The 16,614-nt window shown below is 34.3% G+C and carries 12 protein-coding genes; 7 read left to right on the top strand and 5 right to left on the bottom strand.

Annotation, left to right across the window (positions count from 1 at the left end; translation table 11 throughout):
- The first annotated feature begins 214 nt into the window (after nt 1–214).
- Nucleotides 215–4,252, top strand: coding sequence for a glycosyl hydrolase (locus J2W95_RS14370; protein ID WP_310008213.1), 4,038 nt, complete (start codon nt 215–217; stop codon nt 4,250–4,252).
- 579 nt (nt 4,253–4,831) lie between these two features.
- On the opposite strand, the gene J2W95_RS14365 is transcribed toward J2W95_RS14370, so the two are convergent.
- The 5 genes from J2W95_RS14365 to J2W95_RS14345 form a co-directional block, all read right to left on the bottom strand.
- Nucleotides 4,832–6,100 (bottom strand): relaxase/mobilization nuclease domain-containing protein, encoded by a 1,269-nt coding sequence (locus J2W95_RS14365; protein WP_310008212.1) that lies wholly within the window; start codon nt 6,098–6,100, stop codon nt 4,832–4,834.
- Nucleotides 6,085–6,477 (bottom strand): plasmid mobilization protein, encoded by a 393-nt coding sequence (locus J2W95_RS14360; RefSeq protein ID WP_310008210.1) that lies wholly within the window; start codon nt 6,475–6,477, stop codon nt 6,085–6,087. The genes J2W95_RS14365 and J2W95_RS14360 overlap by 16 nt, the downstream gene beginning before the upstream one ends.
- 229 nt (nt 6,478–6,706) lie before the next feature.
- On the bottom strand, nt 6,707–7,606 hold the full coding sequence (locus J2W95_RS14355; RefSeq protein ID WP_310008208.1) for a toprim domain-containing protein: 900 nt from the start codon (nt 7,604–7,606) through the stop codon (nt 6,707–6,709).
- 150 nt (nt 7,607–7,756) lie between these two features.
- A complete protein-coding gene (locus tag J2W95_RS14350) occupies nt 7,757–9,157 on the bottom strand; it encodes a hypothetical protein (protein WP_310008206.1) in 1,401 nt (466 codons plus the stop codon).
- A 324-nt stretch (nt 9,158–9,481) separates the two neighbouring features.
- Entirely contained in the window at nt 9,482–10,432 is a 951-nt protein-coding gene (locus J2W95_RS14345; RefSeq protein ID WP_310008204.1) for a T9SS C-terminal target domain-containing protein, read from the bottom strand.
- A gap of 429 nt (nt 10,433–10,861) precedes the next feature.
- Here J2W95_RS14345 and J2W95_RS14340 point away from each other — a divergent pair, with 429 nt between their 5' ends.
- The 6 genes from J2W95_RS14340 to J2W95_RS14315 all read left to right on the top strand — a co-directional run bounded on the left by J2W95_RS14340 (nt 10,862) and on the right by J2W95_RS14315 (nt 16,601).
- Nucleotides 10,862–12,052, top strand: coding sequence for a BamA/TamA family outer membrane protein (locus J2W95_RS14340; RefSeq protein WP_310008202.1), 1,191 nt, complete (start codon nt 10,862–10,864; stop codon nt 12,050–12,052).
- 83 nt (nt 12,053–12,135) lie between these two features.
- Nucleotides 12,136–13,299 carry a glycosyltransferase family 2 protein gene (locus J2W95_RS14335; RefSeq protein WP_310008199.1) on the top strand — a complete coding sequence of 388 codons (1,164 nt, stop codon included), beginning with the start codon at nt 12,136–12,138 and terminating at the stop codon, nt 13,297–13,299.
- An 83-nt stretch (nt 13,300–13,382) separates the two neighbouring features.
- The gene (locus tag J2W95_RS14330; protein WP_310008197.1) at nt 13,383–14,693 is read left to right on the top strand and encodes a dihydrolipoamide acetyltransferase family protein; all 1,311 of its coding nucleotides are present in this window, start codon (nt 13,383–13,385) and stop codon (nt 14,691–14,693) included.
- 133 nt (nt 14,694–14,826) lie between these two features.
- The gene (locus J2W95_RS14325; RefSeq protein ID WP_310008195.1) at nt 14,827–15,597 is read left to right on the top strand and encodes an exonuclease domain-containing protein; all 771 of its coding nucleotides are present in this window, start codon (nt 14,827–14,829) and stop codon (nt 15,595–15,597) included.
- Between the two features lie 48 nt (nt 15,598–15,645).
- Nucleotides 15,646–16,257, top strand: coding sequence for a fumarylacetoacetate hydrolase family protein (locus J2W95_RS14320; RefSeq protein WP_310008193.1), 612 nt, complete (start codon nt 15,646–15,648; stop codon nt 16,255–16,257).
- Nucleotides 16,257–16,601 (top strand): Hpt domain-containing protein, encoded by a 345-nt coding sequence (locus J2W95_RS14315; RefSeq protein ID WP_310008191.1) that lies wholly within the window; start codon nt 16,257–16,259, stop codon nt 16,599–16,601. Before J2W95_RS14320 ends, J2W95_RS14315 begins: the two co-directional genes overlap by 1 nt.
- The last annotated feature ends 13 nt before the right edge of the window (nt 16,602–16,614 follow it).

Here is a 16,614-nt window from a genome sequence, read left to right as displayed (position 1 = left end):
GGTATAGTTTTTTATGGAGTATCCTGTGGTATACTGTTTCAGTTTGCGGATTGTTTAGCAAAAATGGATTGTTTTGATAAAAAGTTATTTTTTTTCGATAATTAAAACAGGACTGCACAGGATACAAGTTCTATGCTTTAGCTATAATATTACAAGGGCATACGCCATTATGAATAAACAATATGACCATTATTATAGATAAATAAAAATACATATGGAAAGACGTACATTTTTGAAAAATACAGGTTTGGCAGGATTATTTACATTAATAACCCCAAGTTCCATAATACATTCTTTTACCCATCCCGCATTTGGTTCATTACTTGATGATGGTTTTTTAAATCCTTCCCGTCGTTTTGCGCCCTTCACCTGGTGGCATTGGATGAACGGCAATATTTCTAAGGAAGGTATTACCTTAGATTTGGAAGCAATGAAAGAGATTGGACTTGGAGGCTTTCAATTGTTTGATGCTGGTACAGGAATTGTAAAAGGGCCAGTAGAATATTTGAGTGAGCCTTGGTTTGCGCTGATGAAACATACTATTTCGGAATCGCAACGTTTAGAATTAGAATTTGCGATGCACAATTGTCCGGGTTGGTCATCCAGTGGAGGTCCATGGATCACACCTGAGTTATCAATGCAACAACTCGTATGGTCAGAGACTGCCATTAAAGGAGGAAAGAAGGTTTCGGTACAATTGCCAAAGCCAGTAGCTTTAATGGATTTTTATCAAGATAGCAAAATTATTGCTTTTCCTGCGAAAGGAGCTGAGGCTAAAACTTTAAAAGATTTGATAAAAACTGTCAAAGTAAACAGTAAGCCAGTGTCCATAGATTTAATTGATGGAACTCATAACGATGGACTCACTGTAAAACAGCAAAGTAATGATGGTTATGGTTTATTGGAGCTAGAATTTTTTGAATCTATATCCTTATCGGGTTTGTTGGTGTTTACTTCAAGATTGTCAGATCCGTATTCAAAACCAACTGATTTCATAGTAGAAATTTCATCTGATGGTCAACAATTTTTTAAAATTGCTGATTTCATGGGAGGACAAAATAATTTTGATTCGGATGGTGACACACCGGCTTATGCTAATTTTGAAAAGGCCACAGTTGCTTTTATCCGTATTTGCTCAGGAGAAACTCGTCATTATTCAAATCTCCAGCTAAGAGACGCATCTCAATCTCAAAATTGGCTTCGTAAAGCCCTTTTTAGAGGGTCGGGTTGGCAGGGAGATTCTAAGGTTTCAGATAACTCAACAGATTACATTGCATCAAATTCGGTACTGGATATCACTGAGTTTGTCGATGCGAATGGACTGTTAACGTGGAAAGCACCTAAAGGGAATTGGAGGATAGTGCGATTAGGACATACCACCACCAAGCAATACAATCATTCAGCACCCACTACTGGAACCGGTTTGGAATGTGATAAATTTTCAAAAGAAGCTTTAGATTTTCATTTTAATAAAATGTTTGAAAAGTTGTTGCCACAGTTTAAGGCTATGGGTAAAGATGCCAAGGTGGGATTGCTCATTGACAGTTATGAAATGAGCGAGCAAAATTGGACCTCTAAAATGGTGGAGGAGTTTCAAAAAATGAGGAATTATTCCATTATCGGTTTTTTACCAGCCTTGACGGGAAGGATCGTTGACAGTACTGACAATACTAATCGCTTTTTATGGGATTTTAAAAGAACCTGTTCGGATTTGATGGCTGCGAATTATTATGATCATTTTAATACGCTCTGTCAAAATAATGGTATTGAATCCTATACAGAACCTTATGGAGGACAATTTGAGGAAATGCAGGTTGGTTCTAAAATAAGTAATAATATGGGGGAGTTTTGGACTGGCCTAACAGGATTATGGGATAATCGCGACATGCGAAGAACCATAAAGTTGGCGAGTTCCATTGCGCATACTAATGGGCAAAAAATAGTAGGAGCTGAGGCTTTTACAGCAGAGCCAGGTTCAGGAAAATGGCAACAACATCCATACTCTATGAAAGCATTGGGGGACTGGATGTATACTTTAGGACTTAACAGAGTTATTTTTCATCGATATGCCCATCAGCCCCATCCAACGGCTGTACCAGGAATGACCATGGGACCTTGGGGTATACACTTTGAGCGCACCAATACGTGGTGGTCTGCAGGAAGGGCATGGATTAGTTATCAAACTCGCATTCAGTCAATATTACAGCAAGGCACTTTTGTTGCCGATGTAGCGTATTTGGCATCTGAGGAATCGGGTCATTCTTTAAGAACAATGAGAGGCCAGCTAAGTCATGAAATTCCTTATGGTTATGACTATGATTTTATAGCTCCAGAGACTTTAATGAAAGCTTCGGTGTTAAATTCGGAGTTGATTTTGGATCATGGAATGAAATATAAAGTCTTGGTATTGTCCAATGAAGAGAATATGGTTTTATCCCGTTTGGTACAGATTGAAAAATTACTGCAGGACGGGTTAGTGTTGTTAGGAAGAAAACCTTTAAGAGATCCCAGTTTGCCGAAAAATAAGGAACAAGAGGGTTTGTTTGGAGAATTAACCAACAAGATTTGGGGTGATTCACAAACAGGAAAAATTATTGGAAAAAGTTATGGTAAAGGAAAAGTCTATGCCAATACTTCGTTGGAAAAAGTACTTGAGGAATTAAGTATACAGCCTGATTTTCATTTTACTTCAGCCTCAGTTGATGCTCCAATCAACTATATTCATAAAAAAATAGAACAGACTGATTATTATTTCATTGCCAATAAAAGAAGAAGAGAAGAGAAATTGGTATGCACTTTTAGAATCTCTGAGATGCTTCCTGAATTTTGGGATCCCGATACCGGAATGACTGTTGATGCAGCTCTTTATCAAATTGAAGGGAATCGAATGAAGGTTTTTATTGATTTACCTCCTGTAGGTTCCGTTTTTGTAGTTTTTAGAAAAAAAGCTGGGAAACCATCAGTAAAAAGCATCTATACAGAGAAGAAATTATTGGCTGAAGTAGTAGATTTCCCTTTAGAAAAACCGATGTTATTTGAAGATGCAGTTAATACTTTCTGTATTAGTTTATGGGTTAAACCTGAGATTGATGCATTCTTGACCAAAGATGAATTTTTTGGAACAACCAAAACAGATTATTATGCCATTTTTCCTTTTCAGGGGGAAAAGTTATTTGGTAAAGGACATGCAACAGTAGGGCTCACAGCAGGTCGTAATGGTATAGTGCTTTTTGAAAGGGAAGCCGAGGAAGTTATAGATGTATTATCCGTTAAAACGCCATTGAGTGGTTGGAGCCATATTGCTGTTGAATATTTGAATGGTTTACCTAAATTGTATTTAAATGGCGTTTTGCTTGGAGAAGGTGCAGCATCGGGTAAAAAAGTACATCATGGGATTGGAAAGGTAATCGAAGATTATGAAGTTAGCTTCTATAATGGTGATAGTGTTCCACCTGTGCTTGTTGAATCTCCATTTTCTTTAGCGAAAATTATAGATATAGTAAATTTCGGTCCAAATTTGAAACAACTGACAAGTAGTGTTTTATCGTTTGCTGTTGGCAATAACATTGGTATTAGTCAAAATGGTAATTATACCATATCGCATTTTGATGGGAGCGAGAAATCTTTGAAGGTGGATACTGCAGGCGAACTACTGAATTTAAATACTAATTGGACCGTTTCATTTCCGCCAAAATTAGGCGCTCCAAACAGCATCATTTTGCCAGTTTTAAGTTCTTTACATACAAATGATTTAGAGGGAGTCAAGTATTTTTCAGGAACGGCGAGTTATAAAAAATCATTCGAATTAAAGCATTATCAACCTCTTGATAATCGTAGATTATTTTTAGATCTTGGAAAAGTAGAAGTGATTGCAGAAGTCTTTTTAAATAGTAAAAGTTTAGGCATTATTTGGAAACCTCCTTATAAAGTAGATATAACGGATTGTATAAAAACAGGAAATAACATCATTGAGGTAAGGGTTAGCAATCTTTGGCCAAACAGACTAATCGGTGATGAACAATTGCCAGAGGAAAATGAATATGCCAATGGTAATATAGAAAATAAATTTTGGGTTTTAGGGATGGGATCCATTCAGAAATTGCCTTCTTGGTATCAGGAGGGTAGGGTAAAACCAGAAGGAGGAAGAATTACTTTTAGTACATGGAAGCATTATAAAAAAGATGCACCACTTCTGGAATCGGGTTTGATTGGACCTGTTAGCATTACCGCAACTGTTCTTGAGAAAGTGTAATGAATTATTCGGAATCATTTTCTTGTTTTTAATTGAGTTACTATAAATACTAATAACGTGAAGTAAATTTTGCATTTAATTTTTTAGTTAAAAAAGGATATTGCGTTTTTAAATCCTCAATGAAATTTTTATTGAAAAGATTTTTTATTTTAAATTAAGATTAATAATGGGCAAGCCAATACCACTGAAGTTAAAGTGTTTAAGCCATTTTAAGCCCAGTCTTGGAGTCTATAAGGATGCTTTGCGGAAAATAATGGTCTTAGTCAGATTTTCATACGGAGAAAACGTAATCGAATATTTGAGGATTAAAATTGGACATGCATATGATCTGCATCAATTATTGCAGCAAAAATAATTATCAGTTTTTTTACTCTTCTGTTTTTAATGAGAAGTTGTCAAAAGTGGGAGTGGGTGACGTGGAGAGTTTTAGAAACAACAAACAATGGTTGAAGAATTATCCAACTAAAGGTTTGTTATTTAAATATCTTGACAATGGTTAGAAAGAATAGAAAAAACTTATAGCAGTAATTATGAAAATTTAGTTTATGACCATTTGCCGAATAATAGAAAAACGTAAAATTAATTAAAGAGCTTTCTTTTTTTCTTTCTTAATTTGTTCTTAATTTGATTAGGTAAATAATTAGGAGAATATTCAGCCTGTAAAAGCATATCCAGTGCTTTTACCAAATCAGGAATAGTAAGGGTGCCTTTTTTTTGTTGAAGATTATCAATCAACGATTCTTTAGAAGGAAGGTTTTTATAAATCAGATTCCTTTTTTCTTCACTAGCACTTTTTAATCCACAACGTTCCTCGATGGCTTTGGCACTATATTCCTTTCCCAAGTTACTCCCATTGAAAACGTTTTTTGTCGTATGGTCAACATAGGTAATTCCGTAAAGTTGACCTTCTGAACTTCTTCTAAATACAGTATGAATACCTTCCTTTTCCAATAACTTTGCCAGTTCGTTTATGGATATCCCCCGATCTTTTAGCAGAACCTTGTCAATGGCATTTTTTACTCGTGTTTTCTCGGATACTTTTCTAATTTCGTTTCCCTTAACTTTTTCCTCTAAAAACTTCAAAGTGGGTTTAAAATAAAAATCACTGGCTTTAATTGGAACGCCAATGGGTTTGCCCTGTTCGTTTAGTATTCGGTACACCAATCCATTTGCCAAAAATATTTTTGAATTCTCACTGCCACGGTCGGCCATGACATTATATTGTTTCAGCACCGCATTAAGTTCGGGAAGACTCGAATATTTATACTCATTGAGCACCTGGTTTAAAACATTGGTAATGGCTTTTTTTGACTCAATTTTTCCATACTGAACTTTTCCCATTGATATTGGTTTCAAATTAAATTCCTCTTTCTTTTTTCGTCCCTCAGCTTTAACCAGTCCAAAGAGTTCTTCGATTTCTTTTCTAGCGGGTTCTGATTTACGTATTCCCAAATGGTGTAGGTCAATCCGCTTGCCATCCCTTTCGATATTTACAGAGATCACATGCACATGTGGATGCCCTGCATCGTGATGTTGGTATACTAAATAGGGTTGCTTTCCGAAGCCAATTTTCTCCATATAGGTATCAGTAATACGCATTAGTTTTTCTTTGGAATGATTTTCTGAGGGGTCAAAATTCAGTGAAATATGAACGCTGCTCCGTTTTGCATTTTCGTTTAATTCCAGTCGCTTGGTAAAGCGATTTAACTTCATAGTATCACTCATTTTGTCAACTTCAACGGGATAATTACCTGCACCGATACACTCCGCAACACCAGCTTTCACTTTGTTCTCATTGTAGTTTAAAATACTACGGATTGAATGGCTTGTTTTTATGATTGTAACCATTTGTCCGTGATTTTTTGCATGTGATTTTGAATGTCATTTACCTTATTGAAAAGAAGTCTTTTCTCTAATTCGTAGCGTATAATCCATTCCCTGAATTCAGGAATTTGTTGCAGGGTGTGCATCTTTTTTACAAGCTGATTGATATTGTTTCCGATTGCACTCAGCTCATTGCGAAGTACTACTGTTTCTTCCATAAAATCATCCAAGGATTGATTTCTGTAAGTTGTAGTAATGGGCTTGTCAAATAGATGCTTGCGAACATAATCGCTCAGCTTACGGCATGTGCTGGTTTTGTATTTGTGCTCGATTTTTGCGTATTCTTCGGGTGTTAGGCGCAGTGTGATTCTGCGTGATCTGTTTGAATTTTCTCTTTCCATCATCTTTCATTTTCATTGTTTATCAAACTCTTTTATCCTTTCATTGTCTCCACCGCCGAGTTCCGAGGTATAGGGTGGCCAGATCCGGTTGTCCGACAACCGTTCATCTGGCCGTTACAGGAACGTTGTAACTTTTTAGCTTTTTATAAGTCTTCAAAACTTTCAATTTTTAACTGACTGCCAAAAAGGTAACAGTAATTGAAAATCTTAAAATAAGTTGTAGTGATTTTTACATTTTTCGTCCCAAATGTTTTTTTGGAGCTTTATTAGGATTCATAATCCAGTCGTTAAAATCTTTGTGATTTTTGTAAAGAGTACTTTCGTCATGGTATTTTGGACTCATTGAAAGTGCACGCTGGGTACAATTAATTCCTGTAGTATCCCTGTCAAGATAAAGCCGAATTTGCTTGTGGGTTTCCATAAAAGGGCGTGCTCTTTCAAAGAATGAAACGGAATTTAAAACAACAAAATCCTGACCTTTTTCGGGAAGGTTTTTGGTTGTCGCTTTAAAGGATAAAAAGTCTATAAAACCTTCAAAAACTAAAACTTCTTCAGTAGCATTATTTATGGTGGTAATGTCCTTTGGTGAACTGCTGGTTTTGAAATAAAGATTTCGAATTTCATAGCCTCCAGAATTGTTTTTAAAACCGATTCCGAAATATGTTTTTTTGCCTAGTCCATAACGGACTTCACGACAGAATTCGTTAGCAATTTCAAGAGGGATTTTTCTCTCTTCGAGGTATCGTAAAAGCGAAGGAGAAGTAAGTGGAATATCTCCCAGTATTTTGATTTTATTTTCTAATTCGATATTTTTATTTGAAGGCAAAAGAGTTGGCTGTTGAAGAGAAAAATCAGTGTTGAGCTTTTGCAAAAGCTCTCTGACGGTGCATCGATGATAGAGTATCCCAAAATCAATCAGATTACCTCCTTTGCCTAGCCCGTGGTCAAACCATAAATTCAACTTTTGATTGACTTTAAAAGAGGGTTCTTGTTCCTCTCTTAAAGGGGAACGATACCAATAATCCGCATTTCGGATTTCAACTGGTTGGTGTCCTAGTGATAACAAATAATTGGTCATGTCAATTTTTTTTGCTTCCTCAGTTGAGAGCCTTTTTTTTCTGAAATCCATATCCACATATTTTCAAGTTCATTATTCAGTGTGCATTAAAGTTAATCAGAAAAAAGTTGATTAACCTAGCTGAAATTTAGTGGGGATTGGATAGACGTTATTTAGAAATATTTTTTTTGGAAAGAAAAGTCAAGTTTCAGAATCATTATTTTAATCAAATCTATAAAGTTTTGAAAATTTAGTTTTGTTTATTCTATTTACTTCATCAGTAAACATTTGGGCTTTATCTAGCATATCTCTTCTGTCATAAATATGCACACTTGAAGTATTGCTTTTTTTTGATGGATGGGTAACATAACTTATTACTGTTTCGGATAGACCTAATAAAGATAAATTACTAACAAAACTACTTCTTAAGTTATGCGTGCTAAATAAATTACTATTGTCAATTTTAATAGCTTTTAAAATATTCCTTATATTGATATTAAGATTTGCCAAAGTTATGTTTGTGAAATCAGGAAACATGCTTTCATTGTCTTTGATAATCTTTAATGCAGTAGTAAATAATGGAGTATAACATTCTGTGCCAGTTTTTCCTTGAATAGTATGTATGAAAAAAAAAGCATTTTTACTTTCATTAGAAATTTGAATCGTACGACCATTTGCTTCTTGCATTGATTGAAGTCTCATTCCTGTTTGGCTGGCTATCAAAATGTATTCTTTTGCTATTTTTAAATGTTTTGAAGTAGGGACGTAATCAATTATTTTAAGAATATCAATTTCTTTTAGAAATGCTTCAGTCTTTGGTGATTTATTTTTATTTGCAGAGTTAATTAAATTAGGGTCGGCTATGTCTAATGCTATTTTGATCTCCTTCTTTTTAGCAGCTTTACAAAGCTGTAAAAGGTAGGTTTGGTATGCTTTCAAAGTATTTGGAGCAAATGTCTTTTGGTCTTTGTTTTTGTAACTGTCAATTTTAATTTCGCCAATTTTGATTTTAATAGATATTTCCCAAAATTCACGATAAAGTTTCTCGCTGAGGTTTTCAAAAGTCAAAATGCTTTTTGCTTCTTCGTAGCGTTTTATGATTGGTATTAGATTTCTAAATGAGTTTATTGTAGTTTGTTTAACTTCATCTTTACGACCAGTTCCAATCAGACTTTCAAGATGTTCAATGTGGTTTTTAAGAAAAGGTAATATTGCAAAGGTTTCTTGAGGTTTTCTATTTTGTCGACCACTAATAAAATGTAAATAGTTTTTAACTTCTTCGGCAGTTGGTTCTTGATTTCTAAAATGGGCAGCAGTTATTTCTATATTCGATTCAAAATCGGACATTTTGTTTCGGAATAATTTATTGAACTTCTCACTTTTTTTAACGATCTCTGGATCATAGACAAAACTCCACACACCTCTTTTTTCTCTAATTTTTCCAAAATATTTAGGTAAGACGGTTACTTCAAGTGAGTATTGGAATTTTTTGTATTGAACTTTGCCATCAACTTTATTTTTGAAAGAACCACTAATTTCTGCCAGGACTAATTCAGGATTAGCTCTGTTTTCCAAAATATTGCTTTTGGCCTTTAATTTGTATCGATAAGTGATTGATTTCATGATAATCAAAGATACAAAATTTATATATAGGTCTCTAATTAGGTCTCTAATTTTCTGTTATAAGAAGATAAGTAATGATACTATTTGATAAGAAAATATGATTTCAATATGCTGTAGGTAAGTATGTTAGTGCGTTTTTTAACTGTTTTGTTGATTTTGCAAATCAGGCTATTTATTTTCTACTGATAGGTAATTCACAACGCTAATTTTTTGGCAAAAGTAAGCTATTATAACACTATTAGCGAATAGTTTATTTTGAAACGTGAATTAACATCTAATAATTCAACTATTAAACGGCTTAATGATTCAGTGATTTAGTCTTTTTTATTCTTTCAAATACGGGCTCAAATCAATCGTATGTAGTTCCTGCAGATTATCGATAAAGAGTTTTTTTGTGGCTTCATTGGTCAGATAAAACAGAAAACCGTCTTCTGTAGTAATCGCTTCTGTCTGATGAAATAGGAGGGAAAGTTTAATTTTTCGTTTGTTTCCGTTTAAAAAATTATTGTTTTTATAGCCATAAAGTAGGTACACAAAAGGTTGCATTAAACTAGAATATCCACACAAAACAATTCCGTTTTTTTGAGGTCTTGAGGTTGCTCCAGTTATAAGCCCTTCTACATTCAGTTGTTCTTTGAGTTTAGCAACATGTTTTCCTGGACTTTTGGGCAGGCGGTAAATATTCGTTTTTTCAGCTGTCCATTGCTTGGTAAATAGGTAAATATTGTCCTCCAAAACCACAAATGCCTCACAGTCAAAATCAGTGGTGTTTGCAGTTTTGGGTTCAAAATCTGTTTGATTTTCATACGAAAAAGCAATGGTATCAATTGCAGGGGCAGTTGTTAACAAAGATTTTTTTTCAATTCTCAAAATGTGTAAATCTTTCCGGTTTCCAGCGGTATTATTGCCAAAATCACCTATGTAAAAATAGAGGCTGTCTTGTGAAATATCCTCCCATTCATTATTTTTCACACCTTCAAGGTTGATTTTTTTTCTAATTTTTCCTTTGGTGTCCATCCCATATAATGTAGTGCTTTGATCATCATTATGTGTCCACAATAAATTTTCGGAAGCAATTAAGCCCGAAGTTTCTGCAATGGAATCACTTAATTGTTTAGTGAATTTTACTCTGATTTTAGTGGAAGCATAAACACAGCCTCCGTTGTTTTCTGTTGCTTTTGGATCAAAATTCTCGGCAAGTCTATCCGAACATCCCTTAGTCTGGGCATAAGAAATTGACACAAACAAAAAGAAAAGGATGAAAAATTTTTTCATAGTCGTAATCAAATGAAAATCAAATGAAAGATATTAAACAAAAGCATACAATCCTAAATTTGATAAATAAAAAGGTTTTGAGCGAATGATTGTTTTTTTTAGGAATCATAGTTCCCGCACACGAGGCTGAAAGCCGAACTGGCAGAGTAATCTGGTATAAACGAAGTTCATCGAACTCTGTTTAAAATAAAAAATTAAGTGAAGCAATCTTCCGGAAAAATAGGGAGGACTTCCACTGCTATCAGGGCTAGATAGGTTTTATGGGTTTGTGTTTGGTTAAGAAACATCAACAACTAGCTCGTCAATCTTAATCAAATTTAGTATTAATGTATTGATTTAAATGGGCTTAAGTCGCGTTCTGTGTCTTTGTTTTTTCATTATATTTGAAAAGCTAAAAGATAGTATTCCTTATATACCAATCAAAAAAATATGGGTTTTATTAAACGTAGTTTACTTCTGTTTTTTGTTGTTACTTCTTCATTTTCTTCGTTTTCACAGAAAATTGATTTCAGAAGTGATAGTTTGGATATGAAACACATTCTGAAAAGTATTTTTGTAAAAAATGATACAGTAAAGAATAAAGAACCAGGTAAAATTGCTTTTTCATTAATGCCCGCCCCCGATATGAAAAGCGCCGAAGGCGGACTTGTGGTTTCATTTGTAACTACTTTTTTTTTAGATGAAAATCATGAAACTACCAAAATGTCAGAAGTCTATTTTACCCCAACGACGAGTTTTTCGGGGCAATATTCTTTTCCTATACAATCCTATATTTATACCAAAGACAACAAATATAATTTCATTGGCGATTACAGGTATATGATCTATCCGCAGTTTACATACGGGTTGGGAGGGAACAGTTCCAAAAATCCGCAATCGGAAGTTCATTATCAGCAAATTCGATTTTATCAATTTGCAACTAGAAAAATAAAGGGAAATTTTGGTTTGGGATTGGGTTTTCAATTAGATAATTATCAAGATATTTCCGAAGACGTTGAAATAGAGGGGCAGACAGATTTTAATAAATATCAAGGAGGTGACTACTCTAATGAGCTTTCGTCAGGAATAGCTTTTCAGGCTTTGTATGATTCTCGGAAAAACATTTTGAATCCCAAACAAGGTTATTATTTTGAGGCCGATTATCGCATCAATTCCAAGGCTTTTGGCAGTGACACTGAATGGAAGTCAATATATATAGACGCGAGAAAGTATCATTCGTTTAGTGAAACGCGTCATAAGATTTTGGCAACCAGAGTGTTCTATTGGGCTGTTTTTGATGGAAAACCTCATTATTTGGATTTGCCAAGTGTTGGTTGGGATCGATATGGTAAAACAGGAAGGGGCTTCACTCGAAACCGTTACCGCAGTAATTCTTTGTTATATACGGAAGCAGAATATCGTACTGATATCACTAAAAATGGTTTCCTTGGAGCAGTTTTTTATGGAAATCTTTCTTCTGTATCCAATTTAGATTCTTATCGTTTTGACAATTGGACACCTGCTGTCGGAACCGGTTTAAGGATAAAATGGAACAAGGTTAATGACTGTAATCTAGTCTTAGATTATGGAGTAAGTAAAGACGATTGGACTTTTAGAGTTGCTCTTTCAGAGAATTTTTAAGATTTTATAGAAGTTTGTATTCATGGGCTACTTTGTAGTTAGGAAACTTTGTGACTTTACGGCTTAAAATATATCTTTGAAAAATGCAACTATCCGTAATCATTCTCAATTATAATGTCCGTTTTTTTTTAGAACTGTGTCTTTTAAGCGTAGAAAGCGCTTTGAAAAACATAGATTCCGAAATAATTGTCATTGATAATAATTCCCAAGATGATAGTTGTGAGATGTTGAAAACTTGTTTTCCAAATGTGAAACTCATCCAAAATAATGAAAATTTAGGCTTCCCGAAAGGGAATAATATTGGCGTTACAGAAGCCAAAGGAGATTATGTCTGTATTTTGAATCCAGATACCGTCGTTGCTGAAGATACGTTTGAAAAGGTGCTAGCATTTGCCCGAAAACAAAAAAACTTAGGAATCGTAGGCGTAAAATTGATAGATGGAGCTGGTAATTTTCTTCCTGAAAGCAAAAGAGGAATTCCCACGCCTTGGGTAGCCTTTACCAAAATTACGAGTCTGTATAAGATATTTCCAAAGTCTCCATTTTTTAATAAATATTATGCCCAAGATCTATCCGAGAACCAAACAGGGGAAGTGGAAATTTTAGTTGGTGCTTTTATGGTTCTAAAAAAAGAATTGTATAAGGAAGTAGGTGGTTTTGATGAAAACTGCTTTATGTATTCAGATGATATTGATTTGTCATATAGGGTGTTGCTGAAAGGAAAAATCAATTATTATTTTCATGAAACAACTATAATACATTATAAAGGTGAAAGTACAATTAAGGACGGTATTTATATGAAACGTTTTCAAGAAGCTATGGAGTTTTTCTATAGAAAGCATTTTAGTGTTTCATATCTTTTCTCTGTATTCATGAAAATTGGAATTGTGTTTTTTTCTTTAATAAAAAGATTTCAAGGCAGATCAAAAGCTAAAACTATTCCTGAAAATTATTTGCTTGTATCGGCATCTGATGCATTGGTAAAAATAATAGCGCTACTTGTCCAAAAAAAGGTTGATTTTCTCGATTTGAAAACAGAAAAAGAGGTAAATTTGTCATCAATTTCAATAAGAAATGGGTCACAGATTATTCTGGATAATGAGTTTGTTTCCTTTAAAGAATGCATTAATATTCATGAAAAGCATAGAAACAAAGGAATTACATTTAGAATTATTCCCAAAAAGGCAAATTTTATCATTGGAAGTGATTCTTTTAATGATACAGGTGAAATTGTAAAAATCAAATAAAAATTACATTTAGTGAAATTTATATTGATATTTTTTAATAATTTCGCAAACTGAAAATCAAAATCACCTTTTAGATTAACAATATGGCAAGATTTGAATTAAAGCTTCCTAAAATGGGAGAAAGCGTTGCAGAAGCAACCATCACAAATTGGTTAAAAGAAGTTGGAGACAAAATTGAAGCAGATGATGCAGTTTTGGAAATTGCTACTGATAAAGTAGATTCTGAAGTTCCATCGGAGGTTTCAGGTGTTCTTGTCGAAAAATTGTTTGGAAAAGACGATTTGGTTCAAGTGGGACAAACCATAGCTATTATAGAGACAGAGGGTGGAAATGCTGAGGTTGTAAGTTCAGAAGTAGCGCCAGCAATTATTGAGGAAATACAAAAAACGGTTGAGGTAGCCAAAGAATCGGTTGCAACTCCAGTTGATTTTTCTGAAAGTGATAAATTCTTTTCTCCATTGGTGAAAAACATTGCAAAAGAAGAAGGGATTTCTTTAGGTGAATTAGTAAGTATCAATGGTTCTGGGAAAGAAGGACGTGTTACTAAAGAAGATATATTGAATTACGTAAAAAATAGAGGTTCTCAACCTGGAACTGTAGTGGCGACGCCTGTTAAAGCTGTTGAAGCTCCAAAAGCTTCAGTAGTTACTCCATCTCAAACCGTTTCTCCTGTTTCTGTAAATGGTGGTGATGAAATTGTAGAAATGGATAGAATGCGTAAGTTGATTTCGGGTTATATGGTAGCTTCGGTTCAAACTTCGGCTCACGTACAATCATTTATCGAAGTTGATGTGACTAATATTGTAAAATGGAGAGATAAAGTTAAAAACGCTTTTGAAAAAAGAGAAGGCGAAAAATTGACTTATACTCCTATATTTATGGAAGCAGTTGCTAAGGCGTTGAAAGATTATCCAGGTATGAATATTTCTGTTGATGGTGATTTTATCATTAAAAAGAAAAACATCAACCTTGGAATGGCAGCAGCTTTGCCAAATGGTAATTTAATCGTCCCTGTTATTAAAAATGCAGACCAATTGAATCTGGTAGGTATGGCAAAAGCTGTTAATGATTTAGGGAACCGTGCAAAAATGGGTAAACTAAAACCAGACGATACTCAAGGAGGAACTTATACAGTTACAAACGTGGGGACTTTTGGAAGTGTTTTTGGGACTCCAATTATTAATCAGCCGCAAGTAGGGATATTAGCATTGGGAGCTATTCGTAAAGTGCCTGCAGTAATTGAAACTCCAGAAGGTGATTTTATAGGTATCCGTCAAAGAATGTTCTTGTCTCATAGTTATGATCACCGAGTGGTTGATGGTGCGTTGGGAGGTGCATTTGTGAAAAGAGTAGCCGAATATCTTGAGGCATTTGATATAAATAGAGATTATTAATTCAGTTTAAATTGAAAATAGACCCGACAAATTTTTATAGTTTTTCGGGTTTTCTTTTTTTGGTATTTTTAGTCTTGACTTTAAATGAAATCAATGTCAAATCTTTATATTTGCACCAATTCAAATACAAAAAATGGAACTAAAACTCAATAAGCCAATTTGTTTTTTCGATCTTGAAACTACAGGAATTGACATCGGAAAAGACAGGATTGTGGAAATATCAGTTTTTAAAGTTTTTCCAAACGGCAATAAAGAAAGCAAAACATGGTTGGTGAATCCAACTATTCCAATTCCAGCACAGTCAACGGCTATTCATGGGATCAGCAATGAAAAAGTGGCTAATGAACCTACTTTTAACGAGTTGGCTCCGCAGGTTTATAATATGATTAAGGACAGTGATTTGGCGGGATTTAATTCAGATCGTTTTGATATTCCGTTATTGGCTGAAGAATTATTGAGAGCTGGGGTTGATTTTGATATGAAAAATAGAGTTTCTGTAGATGTGCAAACTATTTTTCATAAAATGGAAGAGCGTACTTTGAGTGCAGCTTTAAAATTTTACTGTGGAAAAGGTTTGGAAAATGCCCATTCAGCCGAAGCAGATACGATGGCGACCTACGAAATCCTAATGGCGCAACTGGATCGTTATCCCGAATTGGAAAACGATATGAAATCTTTATCAGAGTTTAGTACTAGAAAAAAAATAGCTGATTTTGCAGGAATGATTGCTTTTGATGCCGATAATGAAGAAATTTTCACTTTCGGAAAGCATAAAGGAGCCAAAGTTGATAAAATTCTGGAAACAGAGCCTGGTTATTTTAGTTGGATTCAGAATGCAGATTTTCCTCTGTACACCAAAAAAGTTTTGACGGCCATAAAATTAAGAAAATTAAATACAAAGTAAGGTACTGAGGGTCTTGGAATCTTAGTAATTCAGCAACTTAAAGAAAAAATGAAGATAATCTGTATCGGTAGAAATTATGCCAATCATATTGAAGAATTAAAGAACGAGCGCCCTTCGGAGCCAGTTGTTTTTATGAAGCCGGATTCGGCTATTTTATTAAAACAGCATCCTTTTGTAATTCCAGAATTCTCGGAGGATATTCATCATGAAATTGAACTTATTGTGAAAATAAGTAAAGTAGGAAAGTATATTGAGCCTAAGTTTGCTCATAAATATTATGATGAGATTAGTGTTGGAATTGATTTTACTGCAAGGGATTTACAAGCGAAGTTGAAAGCAAAAGGACTTCCATGGGAAAAAGCCAAAGCATTTGATGGTTCGGCGGTTATTGGAGAATTTTTGCCTAAAAGCCAGTTTGTTTCGTTAGAAAATGTTACTTTTGAATTAACGAACAATAATGTTACGGTACAAAAGGGGAATTCCAGCATGATGATGTGGAATATTGATGAGTTGGTATCGTATGTTTCTCAATTTTTTACTTTAAAGATTGGTGATATTATTTTTACGGGAACACCAGAAGGAGTTGCGGCAGTAAAACCAGATGATGTTTTAGAAGGATTTTTAGAAGGACAAAAACTATTTAGAATACAAGTAAAATAATGGCTTTAAAATACAATTTAGCAAAAGTGTACGCACTTTCGGATAATGATCCAGAGTTTGTGAATGAAATTTTGAATTTATTTGTTACCGAAGTTCCTGAAGATTTAATGCAAATTGGAGAGGGAATTAAGAACAAAGATCACAAACATACTTATGCCTTTGCCCATAAATTAAAACCAACATTAGATTTGTTAGGGTTAAATGTGGCTTTCGAGGAAATTCTGCAAATAGAAGCTTGGACGAAAGCAGAAGGTAAAAAGAAAGAAATAATTGAGACTTACAAAAGTGTTAAGACTCAGGTTAAAGATGCTATTAAAGAGTTGAGAAAAGATTTTGATCTTTAATCCTTAGTTTTTT

It is taken from the genome of Flavobacterium granuli, from assembly GCF_031456055.1.
Taxonomy (GTDB): domain Bacteria; phylum Bacteroidota; class Bacteroidia; order Flavobacteriales; family Flavobacteriaceae; genus Flavobacterium; species Flavobacterium granuli_A.
The sequence above is the reverse complement of the archived record's forward strand: the minus strand, read 5'-3'. Positions and strand labels throughout refer to the sequence as shown.